A 24,489-nucleotide genomic window follows, 5' to 3' on the forward strand; every position below is an offset into this window, starting at 1 on the left:
CAATAATATATTACACAACAACATAAGGGATTTAATTATGGGAGAGGCTATTTCTCTCTGGCCATTGACGGGGATCGCCGTCATCGTGGTCGGATTTCTTTTACGTTTTAACCCGGTATTGGTGGTTATCGTTGCCGGGATCGTCACCGGGCTGGCGGCGCATATGCCAATCGCCACTATTCTCGAAAAGCTGGGTGAAGGCTTTCTCAACACCCGCAACCTGCCGTTTATCCTGCTGATTCCGCTGGCAGTCATTGGTCTGCTGGAACGTCACGGGCTGAAAGAGCGTGCCCAGGCGTGGATCGCGAAAATCCGCAGCGCCACCAGCGGTCGTCTGCTCATTGTCTATCTGTTTATCCGTGAAGCGACCGCCGCGCTGGGCTTGACCAGCCTGGGTGGGCATCCTCAGATGGTACGTCCGTTATTAGCCCCGATGGCTGAAGGGGCAGCAGAGAAAAATCATGGCGAATTGCCGGGGGCCGTGCGTTATCGCCTGCGTGCAATGTCTGCGGCGACTGACAACGTTGGTCTGTTTTTCGGTGAAGACATCTTCGTTGCCTTTGGGGCGATCATTTTCATGCACAACTTTATGCTGGAGTCCGGTGGGATCCAGACTGAGCCACTGCATATTGCTTTATGGGGGATCCCAACGGCAATTTGCGCCTTCTTGATCCACGGTACGCGCTTGTGGCGTCTGGACAACTATCTGCAGCGTGAGGTGGCGAAAGCCAATGCGGCAGCGAAAGGAGCAGCGCAATGAATTTTCAGCAAAGCTATCTCTACTGGCTGGCGGGGGCGGTACTGTTGATTGTGGTGGTGATGTCCTGGCAGGACAAAGCGAACCCACGCCGTCTGAGCACGGGGCTGTTTTGGGGACTGTATGGGGTGCTGTTCCTGCTTGGCGACTGGACGTACTCACTGTTTGGCGACAAACGTACGGTACATATCGCGGTCGGCATTGCGGTGGTCATACTGGCGCTGATTGCCGGGTTTGGCGGTGTGAAACTGGGAAGTTACCATCAACGCACCCAGCAGCAGCGTGAAGAGAGCGCCAGCCGCCTGGGTAATCGTCTGTTTTTCCCGGCGCTGGCTATTCCGGTGGTGACCGTTATCGGTGTACTGATGTTTAACCATATTCCGGGCTTGCAGGATGCGCTGTTTGGGCCAGGGAATCACGCCACGCTGGTGACGCTCTTTTCTATGACTGCGGGTTCGCTGATTGGTCTGGCCATGGCGGTTAAAATGACCCATGAGCGCGTCCATCAGCCCATTCAGGAAGCCCGTCGTCTGCTGGATTCCATCGGCTGGGCGTTCATCCTGCCGCAGATTCTGGCGACGCTCGGGCTGCTGTTTACGGCAGCGGGCGTAGGCAGCGGCATTTCATATCTGACCCAGGAATACCTCGCGGTAGATAGCCGCTTCATCGCCGTGGCGGTGTACACCATCGGCATGGCATTGCTGACCATGGTGATGGGCAATGCGTTTGCTGCTTTCCCGATTGTGACCGCCGGGATCGGTATTCCAATTCTTGTGTTGCAGCATGGTGGTAACCCCGCGGTGATGGCGGCTATTGGCATGTTCTCCGGTTATTGCGGAACCTTAATGACGCCGATGGCAGCGAACTTTAACATCGTGCCTGCAGCCCTGCTGGAGTTACCGGATAAAAATGCCGTGATTAAAGCGCAGGTGCCAACCGGCATACTGCTGTTGCTGGTTAACGTGTTCCTGATGTATTTCCTGATGTTCCTGTAAGGAGGAAGGATGAAAACGGTCTTAATCACCGGATTTGAACCCTTTGGCGGAGAGTCAGTTAACCCTTCCTGGGAAGTGGTCTCCGGGCTCGACAATGCTATCATCGCTGGATGCCGCGTCGTTGCGCGTCAACTACCGTGTGTGTTTGGCGAGTCTCTGGCCGTACTTAATGCCGCGATTGACGCGCTGTCACCGTCGTTGGTGCTGGCGGTGGGGCAGGCAGGGGGGCGCACGGATATCACCGTGGAGCGCGTGGCAATCAACGTTGACGATGCGCGTATCGCGGATAACCACGATCAGCAGCCTGTTGATGTGCCGATTGTCGCCGAGGGACCGGCAGCATGGTTTAGCACGCTGCCAATCAAAGCGATGGTGATGGCCATGCGTAATGCGGGTATTCCAGCCTCGGTTTCCCAAACCGCGGGTACCTTTGTTTGCAATCATGTGATGTATGGCCTGCTGCATACGTTACGCGATACACCGGCAGTGAAGGGCGGTTTTATCCATATTCCTTATCTGCCACAACAGGCCGCCGCGCACCCCGGAGCGCCAAGTATGGCGAGCGAAACGGTGCGCCGGGCGCTGGAAATTGCCATTGACACCGCATTGCAGGTGGACAGCGATATTGCGGTGACGGGCGGTGCAACACACTAACAAAGGACAGTATTATGCCTGAAGGCCCGGAGATCCGCCGCGCGGCGGATAACCTGGAGGCGGCAGTCAAAGGCAAACCCCTGACGGATGTCTGGTTTGCCTTTGAGCAGTTAAAACCGTATCAATCCCAACTCATCGGGCAGCGTGTTACCCGGCTTGAAACGCGGGGTAAAGCCTTGCTGACCCATTTTTCCAATGGTCTGACGCTGTATAGTCACAATCAGCTTTACGGCGTGTGGCGTGTGGTCGATACCGGCAACATTCCGCAAACCACGCGGGTGCTACGCGTCAGGCTGCAAACAGAAGATAAAACTATCCTGCTGTATAGCGCGTCTGACATCGAAATGCTGACGCCAGAGCAGCTTACCACCCATCCGTTCCTGCAGCGGGTTGGGCCGGACGTACTGGATGTACGTTTAACGCCCGATGACGTTAAAGCGCGTCTGTTATCCCCGCGTTTTCGCAACCGCCAGTTTTCTGGTCTGCTGCTCGATCAGGCATTTCTCGCGGGATTAGGTAACTATCTGCGGGTAGAGATTCTCTGGCAGGTAGGGTTGACCGGGCAGCATAAAGCGTCGCAGCTTAGCGATGAACAGCTGGATGTGCTGGCGCATGCGCTGCTTGATATTCCTCGTCTGTCCTACAACACCCGTGGGCTGGCGGATGAGAACAAGTATCACGGGGCGCTGTTTCGCTTTAAGGTTTTTCACCGGGACGGCGAAACCTGTGAGCGCTGTGGTGGAATCATCGAGAAAACGACACTTTCCTCGCGACCGTTTTACTGGTGTCCGGGCTGCCAGCATTAGGTGGGCTGTTTTGGCGCATGCGCGGAGATAAACCGCGCCACCGCCGGACCGGTCAATAAGATACTGAACAGCCGCAGGGTTTGCATCGCCATGATGAACGCCATATCGGTGTGGCTGCCTGCGGCAATTACCGCGACGGAATCCACGCCACCTGGACTGGTCGCCAGATAGGCGGTGAGAAAATCGATTTGCATGTAATGCGCCAGACCCCAGGCCATAGCGGCACAAATCGTCATCAGTGAAAAAATGGACAACAGGATCTGCGGCAAAGGGCGCAGCGCCATTAAAAAGATCTGCTTGTCAAAACCCAGGCCGATTTGCCAGCCGATGGCCATATACGCTATCGCCAGTAGCCATTCCGGCAGTTCAATTACCATGACACCACCGGCATTCAGCAATGCGCCCGCCAGCATCGGCAGCAACATGACGCCAGAGGGGATGCGCAGTAAGCGCCCGACCGTTCCGGCAACGGCGGCCAGCAGTATGGTGCTCAATAGATTGCTGCTCAGCGGCGGAAACCAGACGATTTGCTCACTTACAGTTTGCGCCTGGTCGCCCATTACCAGTCGGGTTACCAGCGCGGCAGCGCCAACCACCAACAGTACCCGCAGATACTGCATAAACGCCACCAGGCGGATGTCGGCGCCATAATCCTGCGCCATCGCCACCATCGCGGCTGCCCCGCCCGGTGATGAACCCCACGCGCCGGTGTTCCCCGGTAGAGTGCTGTAGCGAACCAGCAGCCAGCCGATTACCGCGCTGCTAATAAGGGTTACCAGCAGGATAACCATCACCATCTGCCAGTGTGCCGCAAGTGTCGTTAAAATAGATCCTGTCAGGTTTTGCGCAATCATACAGCCGAGAACGGCCTGCGCGGCAAGAAATGTGCAGCGGGGAGGGTGCAGGGAGATCCCGCGCAGACTGAAAATGATACCGACGATCATCGAACCGAGCAGCAATGCGCCTGGAAGATGTATCAACAGAAAGAACAGGGAGAGAAGGAGCGATAGCAGAAACAACAGGCTCCACTGTAAAACAGGCATCCCATGCTCCTGAGTTAAATGACGGAATTCTCAGTAAATCATAGAGAAAGCGTGATGAGAATAAAATAATGTGGATCAATAAAAACAGGCCGGACTCTGGCTTCAACGCCTTGTCCGGCCTGGGAGAGTTGATTGCTGTAAGCCGGACAGGCGCTAACGCTATCCGGCAGACAATTAACGCTTAATATCAGACTTAAAACCGCGTTTGTCGTAGCCGGTGTACAGTTGACGCGGACGGGCGATTTTCATGCCGTCGGTGTGCATTTCGTTCCAGTGCGCAATCCAGCCAACGGTACGCGCCATGGCGAAGATAACGGTGAACATAGAAGACGGAATGCCCATTGCTTTCAGAATGATGCCGGAGTAGAAGTCTACGTTCGGGTAGAGTTTCTTCTCGATGAAGTACGGGTCGTTGAGCGCAATGTGCTCAAGTTCCATCGCCACTTCCAGCAGATCATCTTTGGTACCCAGCTCTTTCAGCACTTCGTGACAGGTTTCACGCATCACGGTGGCGCGTGGGTCATAGTTTTTATAAACACGGTGACCAAAGCCCATCAGGCGGAAGGAGTCATTCTTGTCTTTCGCGCGGCGAACAAATTCCGGAATGTGTTTAACTGAGCTGATTTCTTCCAGCATTTTTAGCGCAGCTTCGTTTGCGCCGCCGTGTGCCGGTCCCCACAGGGAAGCAATACCGGCCGCGATGCAGGCAAACGGGTTAGCGCCAGAAGAGCCCGCGGTACGTACGGTAGACGTTGAGGCGTTCTGTTCGTGGTCAGCGTGCAGGATCAAGATACGGTCCATGGCGCGTTCCAGAATCGGATTCACCTCGTATTTTTCGCACGGCGTAGAGAACATCATGTTCAGGAAGTTACCAGCGTAGGAGAGGTCGTTACGCGGGTACACGAACGGCTGGCCGATGGAGTATTTGTAGCACATTGCGGCCATGGTCGGCATTTTGGACAGCAGACGGAAAGCGGCGATTTCGCGGTGACGCGGATTATTCACATCCAGCGAATCGTGGTAGAACGCAGCCAGCGCCCCGGTTACACCGCACATAACGGCCATCGGGTGAGAGTCGCGGCGGAAACCGTGGAACAGACGGGTGATCTGCTCGTGGATCATGGTATGGCGAGTGACCGTGGTTTTGAACTCGTCGTACTCTTCCTGCGTCGGTTTTTCGCCGTACAGCAGGATATAACACACTTCCAGATAGTTGGACTCGGTCGCCAACTGGTCAATCGGGAAGCCGCGATGCAGCAAAATACCTTCGTCACCATCGATGAACGTAATTTTGGATTCGCAGGATGCGGTAGAGGTGAAACCTGGGTCAAAAGTGAATATCCCTTTTGAACCGAGACTACGAATATCAATAACATCTTGACCGAGCGTACCTTTCAGCACATCCAGTTCAATAGCAGCGTCACCATTTAGAGTGATTTTTGCTTTAGTATCAGCCATTTACGGTCTCCTTAGCGCCTTATTGCTTAAGACTGCCGGAACTCACATTTGCCTTCGTACATCAATGAACCGTTACCAGTTTGTTATTTGGCTCGCCGCTCTGCGAAAGAGGGGATGACCTGGGTACAGAGCTATGGGCGCTTGCAGGTAAAACGGTCTTTTCATGGCGAATAAACTGCAAATCAAGAACTTAGCAATCCGAATTATTAAACCTGTCTATCACTAATAACTGTCCTGACGGTATTGGTCAATACTTCCACACTGTTGCATAACTAAATCTCCGGTGAAAGAGTGACCCCATAACTTTTACGCATTATATGCTTTTTCTGGTGTCGTTTGTAACAACTTTGTTTAATGATTGTCAAATCAGATGATTAAAAATTAAAATAATGTTGTTATCGTGACCTATGTCACTGTTCGGGATAAAACCCGACAAACTATATGTAGGTTAATTGTAATGATTTTGTGAACGTCCTATACTGCCGCCAGGTCTCCGGAATACCCTGCAATCCCGAGCCAACCAGCGTTGTAACGTGTCGTTTTAGCATCTGGAAGCGGTGTTTTATATGACGCGTAGTTATAGTAAGGACGCTGTCTGACCCGCACGCAGACCGGAGGAAGGAAATCCCGTCGTCTTTCAGGCTACAGGTGTCTTCATCTTCTGTACCCGAAGTCCAAAGGGAATAATAAGAACAGCATGTGGGCGTTATTCATGATAAGAAATGTGAAAAAACAAAGACCTGTCAATCTGGATCTACAAACGATCCGGTTCCCAATCACGGCGATAGCGTCCATTCTCCATCGCGTATCCGGAGTGATCACCTTCGTGGCGGTCGGGATTCTGTTGTGGTTATTGGGTACCAGCCTTTCCTCCCCTGAAGGTTTCCTCACCGCGTCATCCATTATGAATAACTTCTTTGTGGAGTTAATTCTGTGGGGGATCCTGATTGCGCTGGCCTATCACGCCGTAATGGGCATTCGCCATCTGTTGATGGATTTTGGCTATATCGAAGAAACCCTCGAAGCAGGGACACGCTCCGCCAAAATTTGTTTCGTTATCATTGTCGTGCTTTCACTTCTCGCAGGAGTCCTCGTATGGTAAGCAACGCCTCCGCATTAGGACGCAACGGCGTACATGACTTCATTCTGGTCCGTGCTACCGCTATCGTTCTGACGTTATACATCATCTATATGGTCGGCTTCTTCGCCACCAGCGGCGAGCTGACGTTTGAAGTCTGGACCGGTTTCTTCTCATCGGCATTCACCAAAGTCTTCACCCTGCTGGCACTTTTCTCCATCTTGATTCATGCCTGGATCGGCATGTGGCAGGTGTTGACCGACTACGTTAAACCTCTGGCTGTGCGCCTGATTCTGCAACTGGCTATCGTCGTTGCGCTGGTGGTTTACGTCATTTATGGATTTGTTGTAGTGTGGGGTGTGTAATGAAACTGCCAGTCAGAGAATTTGATGCTGTTGTGATTGGTGCCGGCGGCGCAGGTATGCGCGCGGCGCTGCAAATTTCCCAGAGCGGTCAGACCTGTGCGCTGCTCTCCAAAGTGTTCCCAACCCGTTCCCACACCGTATCTGCGCAAGGTGGTATCACCGTTGCGCTCGGTAATACCCATGAAGATAACTGGGAATGGCACATGTACGACACCGTTAAAGGGTCGGACTACATTGGTGACCAGGACGCTATTGAATATATGTGTAAAACCGGTCCGGAAGCGATTCTGGAGCTGGACCATATGGGTCTGCCGTTCTCCCGTCTGGAGAATGGGACTATCTATCAACGTCCGTTTGGCGGCCAGTCGAAGAACTTCGGCGGCGAGCAGGCTGCACGTACCGCAGCGGCGGCTGACCGTACCGGTCATGCGCTGTTGCACACGCTGTATCAGCAGAACCTGAAAAACCACACCACGATTTTCTCCGAGTGGTATGCGCTGGACCTGGTGAAAAACGCCGATGGCGCGATTGTCGGTTGTACCGCGCTGTGTATCGAAACCGGTGAAGTGGTTTACTTCAAAGCCCGCGCCACCGTGCTGGCGACCGGCGGTGCTGGCCGTATTTATCAGTCCACCACCAATGCCCACATCAACACCGGTGACGGCGTGGGTATGGCTATCCGCGCTGGTGTTCCGGTGCAGGATATGGAAATGTGGCAGTTCCACCCAACCGGTATCGCCGGTGCGGGCGTTCTGGTGACAGAAGGCTGCCGTGGTGAAGGTGGCTACCTGCTGAACAAACACGGCGAGCGCTTCATGGAGCGTTATGCCCCGAACGCGAAAGACCTGGCGGGTCGTGACGTGGTGGCGCGTTCCATCATGATCGAAATCCGTGAAGGTCGCGGCTGTGACGGCCCGTGGGGTCCGCACGCTAAGCTGAAACTCGACCACCTGGGTAAAGAAGTGCTGGAATCCCGTCTGCCGGGCATTCTCGAACTGTCTCGCACCTTCGCTCACGTTGACCCAGTGAAAGAGCCCATCCCGGTTATCCCTACCTGCCACTATATGATGGGCGGTATTCCGACCAAAGTCACCGGCCAGGCGCTGACTGTGAATGAGCAGGGCGAAGATGTGGTGATCCCAGGGCTGTTTGCCGTCGGCGAAATCGCCTGCGTGTCGGTTCACGGCGCCAACCGTCTGGGCGGCAACTCGCTGCTGGACCTGGTGGTGTTTGGGCGTGCGGTGGGCTTGCATCTGCAGGAATCTATCGCCGAGCAGGGTGACCTGCTGGATGCGACCGAAGATGAAATCGATGCTTCTCTGGCGCGTCTGAACCGCTGGAACGGTAATCGCAACGGTGAAGACCCGGTGTCCATTCGCAAAGCGCTGCAGGAATGTATGCAGCACAACTTCTCGGTATTCCGCGAAGGCGATGCGATGGCGAAAGGTCTGGAAGAGCTGAAAGCGATTCGCGAGCGGCTGAAAAATGCCCGTCTGGATGATACCTCCAGCGAGTTCAACACCCAGCGCGTTGAGTGCCTGGAGCTGGATAACCTGATGGAGACCGCGTACGCCACCGCCGTATCTGCAAACTTCCGTACCGAAAGCCGTGGCGCGCATAGCCGCTTCGACTTCCCGGAACGTGATGATGAAAACTGGCTGTGCCATTCCCTGTACCTGCCAGAATCGGAATCCATGACACGACGTCAGGTCAATATGGAACCGAAACTGCGCCCGGCATTCCCGCCGAAGATTCGTACTTATTAATGCGGAGACAGGACAATGAAACTCGAGTTTTCAGTTTATCGCTATAACCCGGATGTTGACGACGCTCCGCACATGCAGGATTACACCCTGGAGGCGGAAGAAGGGCGCGACATGATGCTGCTGGATGCGTTGATGCAGCTGAAAGAAAAAGACCCTACGCTGTCGTTTCGTCGTTCCTGCCGGGAAGGGGTCTGCGGCTCCGACGGTCTGAACATGAACGGCAAAAATGGACTGGCCTGTATCACACCTATTTCTGCGCTGAATCAGCCGGGCAAGAAAATTGTCATTCGCCCGCTGCCGGGCTTACCGGTTGTGCGCGATTTGGTGGTAGACATGGGGCAATTCTACGCACAGTATGAGAAGATTAAACCTTACTTGTTGAATAATGGGAAAAATCCTCCGGCTCGTGAGCATTTACAAATGCCTGAGCAGCGTGAGAAGCTCGATGGGCTGTATGAATGTATTTTGTGTGCATGCTGCTCAACGTCCTGCCCATCATTCTGGTGGAACCCGGACAAGTTTATTGGCCCGGCAGGCCTGCTGGCCGCGTATCGCTTCTTAATTGATAGCCGCGATACCGAGACCGACAGCCGCCTGGAAGGTTTGAGTGACGCTTTCAGCGTATTCCGCTGCCATAGCATCATGAACTGCGTCAGCGTATGTCCGAAAGGGCTGAACCCGACGCGCGCCATCGGCCATATTAAGTCGATGTTGCTCAAACGTAGTGCATAAGTTGTAGTGATTGCCGGATGGCGACGTAAACGTCTTATCCGGCCTACAAGGGACATAACCCGTAGGCCTGATAAGCTACGCGCCATCAGGCATTATAAGTGCAGGAAACCTCTAAAAACTGCCACATTGATAGCAATAATCGCAGCCTGAACAGCGACGATTATTAGACAGTTTTTAAAGGTTCCTTAGCGGACGCAGAAAACACGACAGTCCGCAACAAGTGAACCCCGGCACGCACATCGGTGTGCGTGGTAGTATCCACGGCGAAATACTCGCCATAGATCACGTTGCATGTGCGTTGGCTGCACTTGCTCACCCCGGTCACTTACTGGATGTAAGCTCCCAGGGATTCGCAAGCTTGCCGCCTTCCTGATACGTGATCTATTTAGAGTATTAAATAAGCAGAAAAGATGCTTAAGGGATCACGATGCAGAACAGCGCTTTGAAAGCCTGGTTGGACTCTTCTTACCTCTCTGGTTCTAACCAGAGCTGGATAGAACAGCTCTATGAAGACTTCTTAACCGACCCTGACTCGGTAGATGCTAACTGGCGTTCGACGTTCCAGCAGTTACCTGGTACCGGAGTCAAACCGGATCAACTCCACTCAAAAACACGTGATTATTTCCGTCGGCAGGCGTTGATTACCCCACGTTACTCTTCTTCTATTTCCGACCCTGATGCCAATGTGAAGCAGGTTAAAGTCCTGCAGCTCATTAACGCCTACCGTTTCCGCGGTCATCAGCATGCGAATCTCGATCCGCTGGGACTGTGGCAGCAAGAAAATGTGGCCGATCTGGATCCGTCCTTCCACGATCTGACCGATGCGGACTTCCAGGAAAGCTTTAACGTAGGTTCTTTTGCCGGCGGCAAAGACACGATGAAGCTGAGCGACCTGGTTGTCGCGCTGAAACAAACCTACTGCGGCCCGATTGGCGCCGAGTATATGCACATCACCAGCACCGAAGAAAAACGCTGGCTTCAACAGCGTATTGAGTCTGGCCGCGCCGCCTTCAGTAGTGAAGAGAAGAAACGCTTCCTCAGCGAACTGACCGCAGCGGAAGGTCTGGAACGCTACCTGGGTGCGAAGTTCCCGGGCGCGAAACGCTTCTCGCTGGAAGGCGGGGATGCGTTAATCCCAATGCTCAAAGAGATGATCCGCCACGCCGGTAACAGCGGTACCCGTGAAGTGGTGCTGGGTATGGCGCACCGTGGTCGTTTGAACGTTTTGGTTAACGTACTGGGCAAACGCCCGCAGGAACTGTTCGACGAATTTGCGGGCAAACATAAAGAACACCTCGGCACCGGTGACGTGAAGTACCACATGGGCTTCTCGTCTGATATCGAAACCGAAGGCGGTCTGGTGCACCTGGCGCTGGCGTTTAACCCGTCGCACCTGGAAATCGTTAGCCCGGTGGTTATCGGTTCCGTACGCGCACGTTTGGATCGTCTGGATGAGCCGAGCAGCAATAAAGTGCTGCCAATTACCATTCATGGTGATGCGGCAGTAACCGGGCAGGGCGTGGTTCAGGAAACCCTGAACATGTCGAAAGCGCGTGGTTATGAAGTGGGCGGTACCGTGCGTATCGTCATCAACAACCAGGTGGGCTTCACCACCTCTAACCCGCTGGATGCGCGTTCTACACCGTACTGCACCGACATCGGTAAGATGGTTCAGGCGCCGATTTTCCACGTTAACGCGGATGACCCGGAAGCGGTCGCTTTCGTGACGCGTCTGGCGCTGGATTTCCGTAACACCTTCAAACGCGATGTCTTCATCGATCTGGTGTGCTACCGCCGTCACGGTCACAACGAAGCCGACGAGCCGAGCGCAACTCAGCCGTTGATGTATCAGAAAATCAAAAAGCATCCGACCCCGCGTAAAATCTACGCTGACAAGCTGGAAGCGGACAAAGTCGCCACGCTGGAAGATGCGACCGAAATGGTCAATCTGTATCGTGACGCACTGGATGCTGGCGAATGCGTGGTGAAAGAGTGGCGTCCAATGAACATGCACTCCTTCACCTGGTCGCCGTACCTCAACCACGAGTGGGACGAAAACTACCCGAACAAGGTTGAGATGAAGCGTTTGCAGGAACTGGCAAAACGCATCAGCACCGTGCCTGAAGCCGTTGAAATGCAGTCGCGCGTCGCCAAAATTTACGGTGACCGTCAGGCCATGGCCGCAGGCGATAAGCTGTTCGACTGGGGTGGGGCAGAGAATCTGGCTTACGCCACGCTGGTTGATGAAGGCATTCCGGTTCGTCTGTCGGGTGAAGACTCTGGCCGCGGAACCTTCTTCCACCGTCACGCAGTGATTCATAACCAGGCGAACGGTTCAACCTACACGCCGCTGCAGCATGTGCATAACGGCCAGGGCACGTTCCGCGTATGGGACTCCGTGCTGTCTGAAGAAGCCGTGCTGGCGTTCGAGTATGGTTATGCCACGGCAGAACCACGCACGCTGACCATCTGGGAAGCGCAGTTCGGCGACTTTGCCAACGGTGCGCAGGTGGTGATTGACCAGTTCATCTCTTCCGGCGAGCAGAAATGGGGCCGTATGTGCGGTCTGGTGATGCTGCTGCCGCACGGCTATGAAGGTCAGGGGCCGGAGCACTCCTCCGCACGTCTGGAACGTTATCTGCAACTTTGCGCTGAGCAAAACATGCAGGTTTGCGTCCCGTCCACCCCGGCACAGGTTTACCACATGCTGCGTCGTCAGGCGCTGCGCGGGATGCGTCGTCCGCTGGTGGTGATGTCACCGAAGTCGCTGCTGCGTCATCCGCTGGCGGTGTCTACGCTGGACGAACTGGCAAATGGCACCTTCCTGCCAGCCATTGGCGAAGTCGATGAACTTGATCCGAAAGGCGTGAAGCGCGTCGTGATGTGTTCTGGTAAGGTTTATTACGACCTGCTGGAGCAACGCCGCAAGAATGGCCAAAAAGATGTTGCCATTGTGCGCATCGAACAGCTCTATCCGTTCCCGCATAAAGCGGTGCAGGAAGCGCTGAAACCGTTTGCTCATGTACATGATTTTGTCTGGTGCCAGGAAGAGCCGCTCAACCAGGGCGCATGGTACTGCAGCCAGCATCATTTCCGTGAAGTAATTCCATTTGGGTCAGCTCTGCGTTATGCAGGTCGCCCGGCCTCTGCCTCTCCGGCAGTAGGATATATGTCCGTTCACCAGAAGCAGCAACAAGATCTGGTTAATGACGCGCTGAACGTCGATTAAATAAAGGATAAATAATGAGTAGCGTAGATATTCTTGTTCCCGACCTGCCTGAATCCGTAGCGGATGCAACGGTTGCAACCTGGCACAAAAAACCGGGCGATGCAGTACGTCGTGATGAAGTACTGGTAGAAATCGAAACTGACAAAGTGGTACTGGAAGTACCGGCATCAGCGGACGGTATTCTTGATGCGGTTCTGGAAGATGAAGGGACAACCGTCACTTCTCGCCAGATCCTTGGTCGCCTGCGTGAAGGCAACAGCGCCGGTAAAGAAACCAGCGCTAAGTCTGAAGAGAAAGATTCTACTCCGGCACAGCGCCAGCAGGCGTCTCTTGCTGAGCAGAACAACGATGCCCTGAGCCCGGCGATCCGTCGCCTGCTGGGTGAGCATAACCTCGAAGCCAGCGCCATTAACGGTACCGGCGTCGGCGGTCGTATTACGCGTGAAGATGTTGAAAAGCATCTGGCGAAAGCCCCGGCGGTGAAAGCTGAAGCCAAAGCACCGGCCGCTGCGCCTGCGCCACAGGCTCAACTGGGCGCACGTGGCGAAAAACGTGTTCCGATGACCCGTCTGCGCAAACGCGTAGCCGAGCGTCTGCTGGAAGCGAAAAATTCCACTGCGATGCTGACCACGTTTAACGAAGTCAACATGAAGCCAATCATGGATCTGCGTAAGCAGTACGGTGACGCGTTCGAGAAACGCCACGGTATCCGTCTGGGCTTTATGTCTTTCTACGTGAAAGCGGTGGTTGAAGCGCTGAAACGCTATCCGGAAGTGAACGCGTCTATCGACGGCGACGATGTGGTTTATCACAACTACTTTGATGTCAGCATGGCGGTCTCCACGCCGCGTGGTCTGGTAACGCCGGTTCTGCGTGATGTGGATCTGCTGGGTATGGCTGACATCGAGAAGAACATTAAAGAACTGGCAGTTAAAGGTCGCGACGGCAAGTTGACGGTTGAAGATCTGACGGGCGGTAACTTCACCATCACTAACGGTGGTGTGTTCGGTTCCCTGATGTCTACGCCGATCATCAACCCACCGCAGAGCGCCATCCTGGGTATGCATGCCATCAAAGACAGGCCGATGGCGGTAGACGGTAAGGTTGAAATCCTGCCGATGATGTATCTGGCGCTGTCTTATGACCACCGTCTGATCGATGGTCGTGAGTCAGTGGGCTTCCTGGTAACCATTAAAGAGTTGCTGGAAGATCCAACGCGTCTGCTGCTGGACGTGTAGTCAATAAAAGTATCACCTGCCCCGTAGGCCGGATAAGGCATTTATGCCGCCATCCGGCGAGGCTGTAATGCCTGATGGCGCTTCGCTTATCAGGCCTACGGGTTATAAGATAATGATTACCTGAAGGATGGATAGAACACATGAACTTACATGAATATCAGGCAAAACAACTTTTTGCCCGCTATGGCTTACCGGCACCGGTGGGTTATGCCTGTACTACTCCGCGTGAAGCAGAAGAAGCCGCATCTAAAATCGGCGCTGGCCCGTGGGTAGTAAAATGTCAGGTTCACGCTGGTGGCCGTGGTAAAGCGGGCGGTGTGAAGGTTGTTAACAGCAAAGAAGACATTCGCGCTTTTGCTGAACACTGGCTGGGTAAACGTCTGGTCACTTACCAGACAGACGCTCATGGCCAACCGGTAAATCAGATTCTGGTTGAAGCCGCGACCGACATTGGTAAAGAACTTTACCTCGGCGCAGTGGTTGACCGTAGCTCCCGTCGCGTGGTCTTCATGGCCTCTACCGAAGGCGGCGTGGAAATCGAAAAAGTAGCGGAAGAAACCCCGCACCTGATCCACAAAGTGGCGCTCGATCCGCTGGCAGGCCCGATGCCTTACCAGGGACGCGAGCTGGCGTTCAAACTGGGTCTGGAAGGTAAACAGGTTCAGCAGTTCACCAAGATCTTCATGGGTCTGGCGACTATCTTCCTGGAGCGCGATCTGGCGCTGATCGAAATCAACCCGCTGGTTGTGACCAAGCAGGGCGACCTGATCTGCCTCGACGGCAAACTGGGCGCTGACGGCAACGCGCTGTTCCGCCAGGCTGACCTGCGCGAAATGCGCGACCAGTCTCAGGAAGATCCGCGTGAAGCACAGGCTGCGCAGTGGGAACTGAACTACGTTGCACTGGACGGTAACATCGGTTGTATGGTTAACGGTGCGGGCCTGGCAATGGGCACCATGGACATCGTTAAGCTGCACGGCGGCGAGCCGGCTAACTTCCTTGACGTTGGCGGCGGTGCGACCAAAGAGCGTGTAACCGAAGCGTTCAAAATTATCCTCTCTGATGACAATGTTAAAGCCGTACTGGTTAACATCTTCGGCGGTATTGTACGTTGCGACCTGATCGCTGACGGTATCATCGGCGCGGTAGCAGAAGTAGGTGTAAACGTTCCGGTCGTGGTACGTCTGGAAGGTAACAACGCTGAACTCGGCGCGAAAAAACTGGCTGATAGCGGCCTGAATATTATTGCAGCGAAAAGTCTGACGGATGCAGCTCAGCAGGTTGTTGCCGCAGTGGAGGGGAAATAATGTCAGTTTTAATTAATAAAGATACCAAGGTTATCTGCCAGGGCTTCACCGGTAGCCAGGGGACATTCCACTCCGAACAAGCGATTGCTTACGGTACTCAGATGGTTGGCGGTGTAACGCCAGGTAAAGGCGGCACCACGCACCTGGGCCTGCCGGTGTTCAACACCGTACGTGAAGCTGTAGAAGCGACTGGCGCGACCGCTACCGTGATCTACGTTCCGGCGCCGTTCTGCAAAGACTCCATCCTGGAAGCAATCGATGCAGGCATCAAGCTTATCATCACCATCACCGAAGGTATCCCAACCCTGGATATGCTGACCGTGAAAGTGAAGCTGGATGAAGCTGGTGTACGCATGATTGGCCCGAACTGCCCAGGTGTTATCACCCCGGGCGAATGTAAAATCGGCATCATGCCAGGTCACATTCACAAGCCGGGTAAAGTGGGCATCGTTTCCCGCTCCGGTACGCTGACCTATGAAGCGGTTAAACAGACCACCGACTACGGTTTCGGCCAGTCTACCTGTGTGGGCATCGGTGGCGACCCGATCCCAGGCTCTAACTTCATCGACATCCTGAAGCTGTTCCAGGAAGATCCGCAGACTGAAGCGATCGTGATGATCGGTGAGATTGGCGGTAGCGCGGAAGAAGAAGCGGCTGCGTACATTAAAGATCATGTGACCAAGCCGGTTGTCGGCTACATCGCAGGTGTTACCGCGCCGAAAGGTAAGCGTATGGGTCACGCAGGTGCCATCATCGCCGGCGGTAAAGGGACAGCGGATGAGAAATTCGCGGCTCTTGAAGCAGCAGGCGTGAAAACTGTGCGCAGCCTGGCCGATATCGGCGAAGCGCTGAAAGCGGTAATTAAGTAATTCTCAAAAAGCAGTATAAGGTCCGACCTCTTCGCGTAGCAGAAAACAGCTGTTACGCGAAGGAAGCAAGACTGATTCGTTTTCGACATGGTTGGCCATCTATTGATGGCCTTTTTTATTTTCTGTCATCCCGCATCATGCAATTTGATCACAATCATCTTCACAAATGAGATTATTTTTTGCGGCGAGCATCATTCTTTCTTGTGCCTGGATTTTGCATATTACCGCCTTTAGTCATAATAAAGTTGGAGGATGGCGTGTCGCTGAAAATTCAGGATGATTACTTACTATGTTTTTTCTCTATAGCAGAAGTTTTCTCCAATGCGACGGGGTTAGCAACGGTAGTCGTTGATGTTACAGGCAGAGCACTCTCTGATTGCTATAATTTTAATTCATTCTGTAAGCTGATGAGAGCGAATAAACGCTACAGTGTTGGTTGCCAAACGTGCGATAAACAGTGCTTTTTTGAGGCTCTGAAACAATGTAAGCCCAGAATATTCAGCTGCCATGCAGGGCTAAGTCTGTTCTCCATACCATTAATTTATGAGGAGAATCTGCATGGTTTTATTATCTGTGGTCAGGTTCGGGCTAAGTACCCGGAATATAAAACTATCATTGTTGACGATGAATTACGATGGATGAGAGATCCTCAAATAAAAGCCGAGTGGGATCAGCTTGTTGCAGTTGATAATAATACGTTGGTGGCATCGGCTAATTTATTGCATTTTATTGTTAACAATTTTGAGGTACAAGAAAAACAATCTGAAGTGGTGTTCGATAAACCGGCAAGTAACGTCCGGCACTATTTAACAGAGCTGTCTCGTCATGAGAAAAAACTACTGGCGGCACTGCGTTATATTGATGATAACCTGTATAGTGACTTATCCCTGGAGTCTGTGGCAGCACATGTCTGTTTAAGTGCGAATTATTTCAGCCGATTTTTTAAGAAACGCCAGGGCGTTAATTTTAAAACCTGGGTAAATCAGAAAAAAATGCAAAAGGCGGGGGAACTATTACATGATCCTGTTCATTCTATAGACAGTATTGCCCGGAAACTTCAGTACGCACAAACCAGCTATTTTTGTCGCGTTTTCCGGGCGGCGCATCAAACATCACCCCAGTCTTTTCGTCACGCAAGACTCTCGCAGTAAAGATGTTCAGGGAGGTTGATAGCGGCAGGAATGAAAGACAGACGATCGCTCAGCGTGACGACATCGCCAATGACGATCAGTGCAGGCGGCGTAATGTTGGCTTCCTGCGCTTTGCCCAGTAATGAACCGAGCGTACAGGTCAGGCGGCGTTGATTCTCCCGGGTCGCGGACATAATTAGCGCGGCGGGTGTGTCTGCTGCTTTCCCGCCCATCAACAGTTCTTCACAAATAAACGCCAGATTAGCGATACCCATGACGATAACCAATGTACCGTTCAGTTTGGCCAGCTGGCGCCAGTTCTGTTGCTGGTTACCTTCGCGTGTATGACCGGTCACCACGTGAAAACCAGAGGCGTAATCGCGATGTGTTACCGGGATCCCGGCACAGGTTAATCCCCCAATGGTTGAACTGATACCGGGGACGACTTCAAAAGGGATCCCCGGCTCAATAAGCCCTTCAGCTTCTTCGGCTCCACGGCCAAATACGTAGGGATCGCCACCTTTCAAGCGCACGATATTGTGATGCGTCTGAGCATACTGAACGAGAAGCGCATTGATTTCATCCTGTGGCACGCAATGAAATCCCGGATTCTTACCGACATTGATAAGCTCACAGTCAGCGGATGCCCATTCCAGAATCTTAGGATTGACCAACCTGTCGTAAATAATGACATCTGCTTGTTTAATGCACATCACTGCTTTGAGGGTGAGTAATGAAATATCACCGGGACCTGCGCCAACGAGCCAGACCTTTCCGAAAATTTTCACATTGTGTCCTTTATCACGTCTAACAAAAAAAGGCAGAACCACTCCGGAGAATGATTAAAAGCAGTCGTTTGCCTGTAAGTTATAACGCTGAATTTTCCTAAATTATCACAATGATAATATTGATTAATCTCGCAAAGTTTTTTCCACAATAAACAAGATGACTTGAAAAATTATTAAGAACTTATTGGCGCTATGTGTCTGAATTTAACCTTAATTAAATTGTGTTTATTGTTGTGCTTGAGTATTATTGGTTAATATTTATCCGCCATCAGTATGAACAAATCATGGATTGGATCAATGACATCAATGCCTGAAATAAAATATAACACTCGATGTTTGTTCGGGTGATATGAATTATTTTTTATAAATTAAACTATTTTTGTACGCTGCATATGGAAGAGGTTATGAGAGGAAAAATACCCAAAACGGAGTTGCTGGTAACTTTTGAAGTGGTTGCGCGTCACGAAAGTTATACCCGGGCAGCTGAAGAGCTGGCTTTAACACAAAGTGCTGTTTTCCGCCAGGTGAATGCGCTAGAGGATTTTCTTAATACAGCGCTATTTAATCATGCCAAAAAGCGCATTTTTTTAAATGCGGCAGGCAAACACTATTTAGCTATCGTTAAAGAAACACTGAACAAGCTTGAACGAGATACAACGACGATCATGACATGGCAGCCGACCGTACAAGTGATCGAACTGGCGGTTAACCCAACGTTCAGTACGCACTGGCTGATCCCAAACCTGCGTGAGTTCAATAAACTCAATCCTGATATTATCGTTAATATTCATTCTCTGGCGAATATTGGTGATTTTCTTAACCGGGAATATGACGCAGCGATCATGCGGGAAGATTTTTACTCGCCGTGGTCGGGGGTCGAGTACCTGTTCGAAGAGGAAATTCTGCCAGTGTGCAGCCGTTGCCTGCTTGCCGAACCGGACCGGAAGCTGTCCGTCGATGAACTGCTGAACGAATACCCGCTGTTGCATCAAAGTACCCGCATCAAAGGCTGGCAGGAATGGTTTGCGCTGTCCGATGTCAGCAGTCCGCTGGTGAATAAAGGTCCGAGATTTGATCTCTTGTCGATGCTGATTGCGGCGGTACGTTCCAACCTTGGCGTCGCATTGCTCCCCCGTTTTGCCATTCAACACGATCTGGATAGTGGGGATATGGTGATTCCTTGCGATGTTCCAATGCGCACCGGGAATCGATTTATCATGACGTGGCGGGAGGAGAAATCAGAATCCCTGCATTTGGAGATCTTCCGCAACTGGTTGCTAAATAAATCCGTGATGTCGGCTGCCTGATGGCGGCTTGCGCCTTATCAGGCCTACAGGTTTCGGTGTTCACCATAGGCCCGATAAGCGTATCGGTTTCGGGCAAAACGCCGGATGCGGCGTAAACGTCTTATCCGGCAAAAGAACGATTACCAGTCGATTCCTGGCTGTGCCTGAATGCCGCTATCAAAAGCGTGTTTAACCGGGCGAAGCTCGCTGACCGTATCGGCAAGTTCAAGTAACAGCGCATGGCAACCGCGCCCGGTGACAATCACGCTTTGGTCGGCAGGGCGATTTTCGATGGCGCTGATAACCTCCTGCGTATCCAGATAGTGATAAGCCAACATATAGGTGAGTTCGTCCAGCACGACCAGATCGTAATGCGCATCGGCCAGCATGCGCTTACTTTCCTGCCACACTGCGGTGGCCGCCTCGATATCGGCTTCCCGGTTCTGGGTTTCCCAGGTAAAACCGGTACCCATAATATGAAACTCCACGCCGAGAGGGTGCAGTGTGTTGTACTCGCCATTATCCCACTGGCCTTTAATAAACTGCGCGACGCCAACGGTTTTTCCGTGACCAACCGCGCGCGTCGCTGTGCCGAAGGCTGCGGTAGATTTTCCTTTACCGTTGCCGGTAAAGACCATCAGAATCCCTTTCTTCTCCGTTGCCGCCGCCACGCGGGTATCAACCTGCGCTTTCAGTTTCTGCTGACGCTGGCGGTGCCTGTCATTATTGGCTCGCGCTTCCATGGTGACTCCTTAATGTCCTGCCGGGCAGGTTGCGCAGCGATGCTGCTGCTCAAACTGGCTAAAGAAGTTATTGCCTTTGTCATCGACTAATACGAACGCAGGCATATTTTTAACTTCCATCATCCACACCGCTTCCATTCCCAGCTCAGGATATTCAAGGCACTGCAGGCTCTTCACATACTGCTGGGCCAGCAGAGCCGCCGCGCCGCCAATGCTGCCGAGGCTAAATCCACCGTGTTTGTGACAGGCATCAGTGACCTGCTGACTGCGATTACCCTTGGTGAGCATAATGAGACTTCCGCCTTGTGCCTGGAAAGCATCGACATACCCATCCATGCGTCCGCCGGTTGTTGGACCCATTGAGCCGCAGGCCTGGTTTTCGGGGGTTTTGGCGGGGCCGGCGTAATAAACGATATGTTTTTTCATGTATTCCGGCATCGGTTCGCCGTTATCCAGGCGCGCTTTGATGTTTGCGTGGGCGATATCTCGGGCAACAACAATTGGGCCGCTTAACGACAAACGAGTCCCGATGGGCAGGGCGGAAAGGTCATGCAGGATTTCGCGCAGCGGGCGATTCAGATCCAGTTGAACGGTCTGGGCGCCGTTTTCCACCCGCTGTGAATCAGGGATAAATTTGCCCGGGTTATGCTCAAGTTTCTCCAGCCAGATACCGTGTTTGTTAATTTTAGCCTTGATATTGCGGTCGGCAGAACAGGAGAGGGCCATGGCGATAGGGCAGGAGCCGCCGTGGCGTGGCAGGCGGATCACCCGGATATCGTGGGCAAAGTATTTCCCGCCAAACTGCGCGCCGATGCCAAACTCGCGGCTGGCATTGAGCAGCTCGGCTTCCAGCGCCGTATCGCGGAACGCCTGACCTAGCTCGTTCCCGCTGGTGGGCAGGTTATCGTAATATTTGGTTGATGCCAGTTTGGCTGTCTTCAGCGCCTGATCGGCAGATAATCCGCCAACCACGAAAGCGATGTGGTACGGCGGGCAAGCGGCGGTACCCAGCGATTTCATTTTTTCGATCAGGAAAGCCGTCAACTTCTCCGGCTGCAGAATAGATTTGGTTTCCTGAAATAGCGCCGCCTTATTAGCAGAACCGCCGCCTTTGTTGACGAACAGGAATTTATACTCATTACCCGGCGTGGCGCTGATGTCGATTTGCGCCGGCAGGTTAGTCTGGGTATTGATCTCGGTATACATGTCCAGCGGGGCATTTTGCGAGTAACGCAGATTGTTTTCGGTGAAGGTGGTATACACGCCTTTGCTTAAGGCTTCGGCGTCATCGCCGCCTGTCCAGACATGCTGTCCTTTGCAGGCCACAATAGTTGCCGTCCCGGTGTCCTGACAGTTAGGCAGGACGCCTTTGGCCGAAACCTCAGCGTTGCGCAGCAGTTGTAAAGCGACGTACTTATCGTTACCGCTGGCCTGCGAGTCGTGCAAAATGCTGGCTATCTGTTTCAAATGTCCGGCGCGCAGAAAAAATGAAGCCTCATAAAATGCCTGCTGTGCTAATAAGGTTAACGCTTCTGGCGCTACCTTAATCACTTCCTCTCCGTCTAACTCCGTTACCGTTACGTGCTGGTTACTCAGTAATTCATACTCGGTACTATCTTTACTCTGAACAAAGAGTTCCTGCCAGACAAATGGTTTAGACATGTTTACTTCTCACCTCTTCGTGTAGTTTGCCGGATGGCGCTTCGCTTATCCGACCTACATTGATGCGTTAGTCGTAGGCCGGATAAGCGAAGCGCCATCCGGCGTAAAGTTATTTGGTTAAAAAGACATTGGCTTTTGTCGCTTCGGCGACATATTCGATAGTTTGCTGGGCGCGAACGCTGTTACCGGCTTCGTCCAACGGCGGAGAATAGACGGCAATCGCATATTTGCCGGGTACCACCGCAACCATTCCGCCGCCAACACCGCTTTTCGCCGGAATGCCAACGGTATACAGCCATTTACCGCTGCCGTCGTACAGTCCGGAAATTGCCATTTCCGCCAACACCTGCGGAACATATTTTTCATTCAGCAACTGCTTACCGTTGAACGGTGACTTGCCTTTGTTCGCCAATACGGCACCCATTTTGGCCAGTTGCTCAACGGTGATATCCACCGAGCACTGACGGGTATAAATTTCGACGGCGTCGTCGGTATTGCCATAGAAGCTGTTATAGGATTCCATCAGTTTCGCCAGCGCCTGATTGTGCTGGTTGGTCTCCATCTCGGATTTGAATACCGGTTCGTTGACCGTCAGTGAGGCATCCGCCCAGACGTTCAGGTTGTCGAGGATTTTGTTCCAGCGATCGGTTTTGTCTTTGGCTTCAATCAGACTAACGGTGCTCATGGCTCCGGCGTTTACCAGCGGGTTTTCCGGCGCGCCTTTGGTCAGTTCAACGGCTAAACCGGAATTAAATGGCAGGCCAGTAGCATTAGCCCCGAGTTTATCCAGCACCACCTGAGGACCGTGCTGTTCCATGGCGAGCGCCATGGTGAAGACTTTACTCAGGGATTCCATGGGAAAGGGTTTGTTAACATCGCCAACCTGGTAGATCTTGCCGTCCACCGTAGCAATAGTGATGGCAAAATTATTTGGGCTGTAGGTCGCCAGGGCAGGGATGTAGTCGGCGACTTTTCCATCGTTATTACTTTTGTACTTTTGATGCGCCTGTTCTATCAGTCTGGCGTAGTCCGGCGCGGTTTGCGCGAATGAGGTAGCGCTAAACAAGACGCTGAAAGAAAAGAGACTCACGCCGAGCAGAGTTTTAGTCATGGTGCTTTCCTGTTGGGGTACTTATCATGCGCCGGATGGCGGCGTACCGCCTGATCCGGCCTACGGATAATTAAACGTTATGTAGGCCGGATAAGCGCAAGCGCCATCCGGCAATAACGAGGTATCAGGACATCGCAACTTCTGACGGTTCGGTAACCGGACGTTCCTGTTCCGGTGACTTCACTGGCGCAGTTCCACGGCAACCCTGGCCGAAGTGTTCGCCTTCCCAACGGCCCACAATGGCAGCGCCCATGGCGTTACTCATGACGTTGGTGGCTGAACGACCCATATCGAGGAACGGATCGACGCCCATCAGCAGGATCAAACCGGCTTCCGGAATGTTGAATTGGTTCAGGGTAGCGGCGATAACGACCATCGAGGCACGCGGTACACCCGCCATCCCTTTAGAGGTCAGCATCAGAATTAACAACATGGTAATTTGCTCGCCCATGCTCAGTTCGATATTGCACGCCTGAGCAATAAAGACGGTGGCAAAGGAGCAATAGGCCATGGAACCTACGAGGTTAAAGGAGTAACCAATAGGCAGAACGAAGCTGGCAATTTTTGACGATACGCCGAATTTTTCCAGCTTATCCAGCGTGCCCGGGAAGGCGGCTTCAGAACTGGACGTGGTAAAGGCCAGCAGCGCCGGTTCGAAGATTGATTTAGTGAGACGGCTGATGCAAGGACCAACAATGAGTGTCGACAGGCCAATCAGAATTGCCCACAGCATGCCCAGTGTCAGGTAAAACTCGCCCATAAAGATACCGGCGCTGACCATGACACCCAGACCACGTTCGGCAATCAAACCTGAAATAGCGGCAAAAACGGTCAGTGGCGCAAACAGCATGACGTAGCCTGTCAGCTTCAGCATCACGTGCACCAGGGAATCCAGAACCTTCACGATAGGCTCGGCTTTTTCACCGATTGCGGCCAGGCTGCAACCAAGGAAAATGGAGAACACCACGATCTGCAGGATTTCGTTCCGCGCCATCGCGTCAACGATACTGGTTGGTACGGCATGTGAGATAAAGACTTTCAGCGTGAAGGGTTCAGACTTAACGGCGGCAACAGCGCCTGCGTCATGAGCAACAAAGTTGATGCCTGCGCCCGGTTGGAAGATATTAACGATAACCAGACCCAATGCGATCGACAGCAGTGAGGCACAAATAAACAGGAAAAAGGTTTTAGAAAATATACGACCCAGCGTTTTGGCATCACCCATCTTGGCAATACCGACAACCAGCGTTGAAATAACCAATGGCGCAATAATCATCTTCACCATACGTAAGAATATAGTGGTGAAAATGGAAATATCCTGTGCATATGATTTTGCTGTTTCAGCCGCGGCCATATTATTAATGGCCACCCCGGCAATCATGCCGAGTATCAGGCCTAATATGATCATCTTCGTTAAACTAATTTTCTTCATGTGTACTCCATCGGATAAAGGTTGGTAATTGGAATTGTGT

22 protein-coding genes are annotated in these 24,489 nt (G+C 52.7%); 14 read left to right on the forward strand and 8 right to left on the reverse strand.

The genetic code is table 11. The features are described 5' to 3' along the window. Nucleotides 1-37: 37 nt before the first annotated feature. Genes OGX91_RS10395 through nei form a run of 4 tightly spaced genes read left to right on the forward strand, consistent with a single transcriptional unit; the run spans nt 38 to nt 3,212 of the window. Nucleotides 38-760 carry a DUF969 domain-containing protein gene (locus tag OGX91_RS10395; RefSeq protein WP_005122560.1) on the forward strand — a complete coding sequence of 241 codons (723 nt, stop codon included), beginning with the start codon at nt 38-40 and terminating at the stop codon, nt 758-760. Further along, the gene (locus OGX91_RS10400; protein WP_286626174.1) at nt 757-1,752 is read left to right on the forward strand and encodes a DUF979 domain-containing protein; all 996 of its coding nucleotides are present in this window, start codon (nt 757-759) and stop codon (nt 1,750-1,752) included. The genes OGX91_RS10395 and OGX91_RS10400 overlap by 4 nt, the downstream gene beginning before the upstream one ends. A 9-nt stretch (nt 1,753-1,761) precedes the next feature. Then, entirely contained in the window at nt 1,762-2,406 is a 645-nt protein-coding gene (gene pcp, locus OGX91_RS10405; protein ID WP_005122558.1) for a pyroglutamyl-peptidase I, read from the forward strand. Nucleotides 2,407-2,420: 14 nt separating this feature from the next. Further along, nucleotides 2,421-3,212: an endonuclease VIII gene (nei, locus tag OGX91_RS10410; RefSeq protein ID WP_286626177.1), complete on the forward strand. Its 792-nt coding sequence runs from the start codon at nt 2,421-2,423 to the stop codon at nt 3,210-3,212. Here the strand turns inward: nei and OGX91_RS10415 are convergent. The 3 genes from OGX91_RS10415 to OGX91_RS24210 form a co-directional block, all read right to left on the reverse strand. Continuing rightward, nucleotides 3,209-4,255, reverse strand: coding sequence for an AbrB family transcriptional regulator (locus tag OGX91_RS10415; RefSeq protein WP_286626179.1), 1,047 nt, complete (start codon nt 4,253-4,255; stop codon nt 3,209-3,211). The genes nei and OGX91_RS10415 overlap by 4 nt on opposite strands. 174 nt (nt 4,256-4,429) lie before the next feature. Further along, nucleotides 4,430-5,713 carry a citrate synthase gene (locus OGX91_RS10420; protein ID WP_005122553.1) on the reverse strand — a complete coding sequence of 428 codons (1,284 nt, stop codon included), beginning with the start codon at nt 5,711-5,713 and terminating at the stop codon, nt 4,430-4,432. A gap of 206 nt (nt 5,714-5,919) precedes the next feature. Beyond that, nucleotides 5,920-5,973, reverse strand: coding sequence for a hypothetical protein (locus OGX91_RS24210; RefSeq protein WP_418135082.1), 54 nt, complete (start codon nt 5,971-5,973; stop codon nt 5,920-5,922). Nucleotides 5,974-6,410: 437 nt separating this feature from the next. On the opposite strand from OGX91_RS24210, the gene sdhC reads away from it, so the two are divergent. The 9 genes from sdhC to OGX91_RS10465 all read left to right on the forward strand — a co-directional run bounded on the left by sdhC (nt 6,411) and on the right by OGX91_RS10465 (nt 17,448). After that, nucleotides 6,411-6,815 carry a succinate dehydrogenase cytochrome b556 subunit gene (sdhC, locus tag OGX91_RS10425; protein ID WP_003831406.1) on the forward strand — a complete coding sequence of 135 codons (405 nt, stop codon included), beginning with the start codon at nt 6,411-6,413 and terminating at the stop codon, nt 6,813-6,815. Continuing rightward, on the forward strand, nt 6,809-7,156 hold the full coding sequence (gene sdhD / locus OGX91_RS10430) for a succinate dehydrogenase membrane anchor subunit (protein ID WP_005122550.1): 348 nt from the start codon (nt 6,809-6,811) through the stop codon (nt 7,154-7,156). Before sdhC ends, sdhD begins: the two co-directional genes overlap by 7 nt. Continuing rightward, the gene (gene sdhA / locus OGX91_RS10435; RefSeq protein WP_155020831.1) at nt 7,156-8,922 is read left to right on the forward strand and encodes a succinate dehydrogenase flavoprotein subunit; all 1,767 of its coding nucleotides are present in this window, start codon (nt 7,156-7,158) and stop codon (nt 8,920-8,922) included. Before sdhD ends, sdhA begins: the two co-directional genes overlap by 1 nt. A gap of 15 nt (nt 8,923-8,937) precedes the next feature. Next, nucleotides 8,938-9,654 (forward strand): succinate dehydrogenase iron-sulfur subunit SdhB, encoded by a 717-nt coding sequence (gene sdhB / locus OGX91_RS10440; protein ID WP_005122548.1) that lies wholly within the window; start codon nt 8,938-8,940, stop codon nt 9,652-9,654. Between the two features lie 427 nt (nt 9,655-10,081). After that, nucleotides 10,082-12,883 (forward strand): 2-oxoglutarate dehydrogenase E1 component, encoded by a 2,802-nt coding sequence (gene sucA / locus OGX91_RS10445; protein WP_005122547.1) that lies wholly within the window; start codon nt 10,082-10,084, stop codon nt 12,881-12,883. Nucleotides 12,884-12,897: 14 nt separating this feature from the next. Beyond that, on the forward strand, nt 12,898-14,121 hold the full coding sequence (odhB, locus tag OGX91_RS10450; RefSeq protein ID WP_188231799.1) for a 2-oxoglutarate dehydrogenase complex dihydrolipoyllysine-residue succinyltransferase: 1,224 nt from the start codon (nt 12,898-12,900) through the stop codon (nt 14,119-14,121). 140 nt (nt 14,122-14,261) lie between these two features. Further along, complete coding sequence (gene sucC / locus OGX91_RS10455; RefSeq protein ID WP_003022927.1) at nt 14,262-15,428, forward strand: ADP-forming succinate--CoA ligase subunit beta; 1,167 nt, start codon at nt 14,262-14,264, stop codon at nt 15,426-15,428. Next, on the forward strand, nt 15,428-16,297 hold the full coding sequence (sucD, locus tag OGX91_RS10460; protein WP_005122544.1) for a succinate--CoA ligase subunit alpha: 870 nt from the start codon (nt 15,428-15,430) through the stop codon (nt 16,295-16,297). Before sucC ends, sucD begins: the two co-directional genes overlap by 1 nt. Nucleotides 16,298-16,554: 257 nt before the next feature. Then, the gene (locus tag OGX91_RS10465; RefSeq protein ID WP_286626188.1) at nt 16,555-17,448 is read left to right on the forward strand and encodes a PocR ligand-binding domain-containing protein; all 894 of its coding nucleotides are present in this window, start codon (nt 16,555-16,557) and stop codon (nt 17,446-17,448) included. Here OGX91_RS10465 and cobA read toward each other — a convergent pair. Continuing rightward, the gene (cobA, locus tag OGX91_RS10470) at nt 17,427-18,215 is read right to left on the reverse strand and encodes a uroporphyrinogen-III C-methyltransferase (protein WP_286626190.1); all 789 of its coding nucleotides are present in this window, start codon (nt 18,213-18,215) and stop codon (nt 17,427-17,429) included. The two genes, OGX91_RS10465 and cobA, sit on opposite strands and share 22 nt — an antisense overlap. Before the next feature lie 404 nt (nt 18,216-18,619). Here cobA and OGX91_RS10475 point away from each other — a divergent pair, with 404 nt between their 5' ends. Continuing rightward, the gene (locus OGX91_RS10475) at nt 18,620-19,522 is read left to right on the forward strand and encodes a LysR family transcriptional regulator (protein WP_005122541.1); all 903 of its coding nucleotides are present in this window, start codon (nt 18,620-18,622) and stop codon (nt 19,520-19,522) included. A 119-nt stretch (nt 19,523-19,641) separates the two neighbouring features. Here the strand turns inward: OGX91_RS10475 and cobO are convergent, their stop codons facing one another. The 4 genes from cobO to OGX91_RS10495 form a co-directional block, all read right to left on the reverse strand. Then, a complete protein-coding gene (gene cobO, locus OGX91_RS10480; protein WP_005122540.1) occupies nt 19,642-20,244 on the reverse strand; it encodes a cob(I)yrinic acid a,c-diamide adenosyltransferase in 603 nt (200 codons plus the stop codon). A 9-nt stretch (nt 20,245-20,253) separates the two neighbouring features. Further along, nucleotides 20,254-21,906, reverse strand: coding sequence for a class I fumarate hydratase (locus tag OGX91_RS10485; RefSeq protein ID WP_005122539.1), 1,653 nt, complete (start codon nt 21,904-21,906; stop codon nt 20,254-20,256). 109 nt (nt 21,907-22,015) lie between these two features. Then, nucleotides 22,016-23,017 (reverse strand): glutaminase A, encoded by a 1,002-nt coding sequence (gene glsA, locus OGX91_RS10490; RefSeq protein ID WP_286626194.1) that lies wholly within the window; start codon nt 23,015-23,017, stop codon nt 22,016-22,018. Between the two features lie 124 nt (nt 23,018-23,141). After that, complete coding sequence (locus tag OGX91_RS10495; RefSeq protein ID WP_005122537.1) at nt 23,142-24,449, reverse strand: dicarboxylate/amino acid:cation symporter; 1,308 nt, start codon at nt 24,447-24,449, stop codon at nt 23,142-23,144. Nucleotides 24,450-24,489 lie beyond the last annotated feature (40 nt).

It is taken from the genome of Citrobacter sp. Cpa228, assembly GCF_030333085.1.
GTDB classification, from domain to species: domain Bacteria; phylum Pseudomonadota; class Gammaproteobacteria; order Enterobacterales; family Enterobacteriaceae; genus Citrobacter; species Citrobacter pasteurii.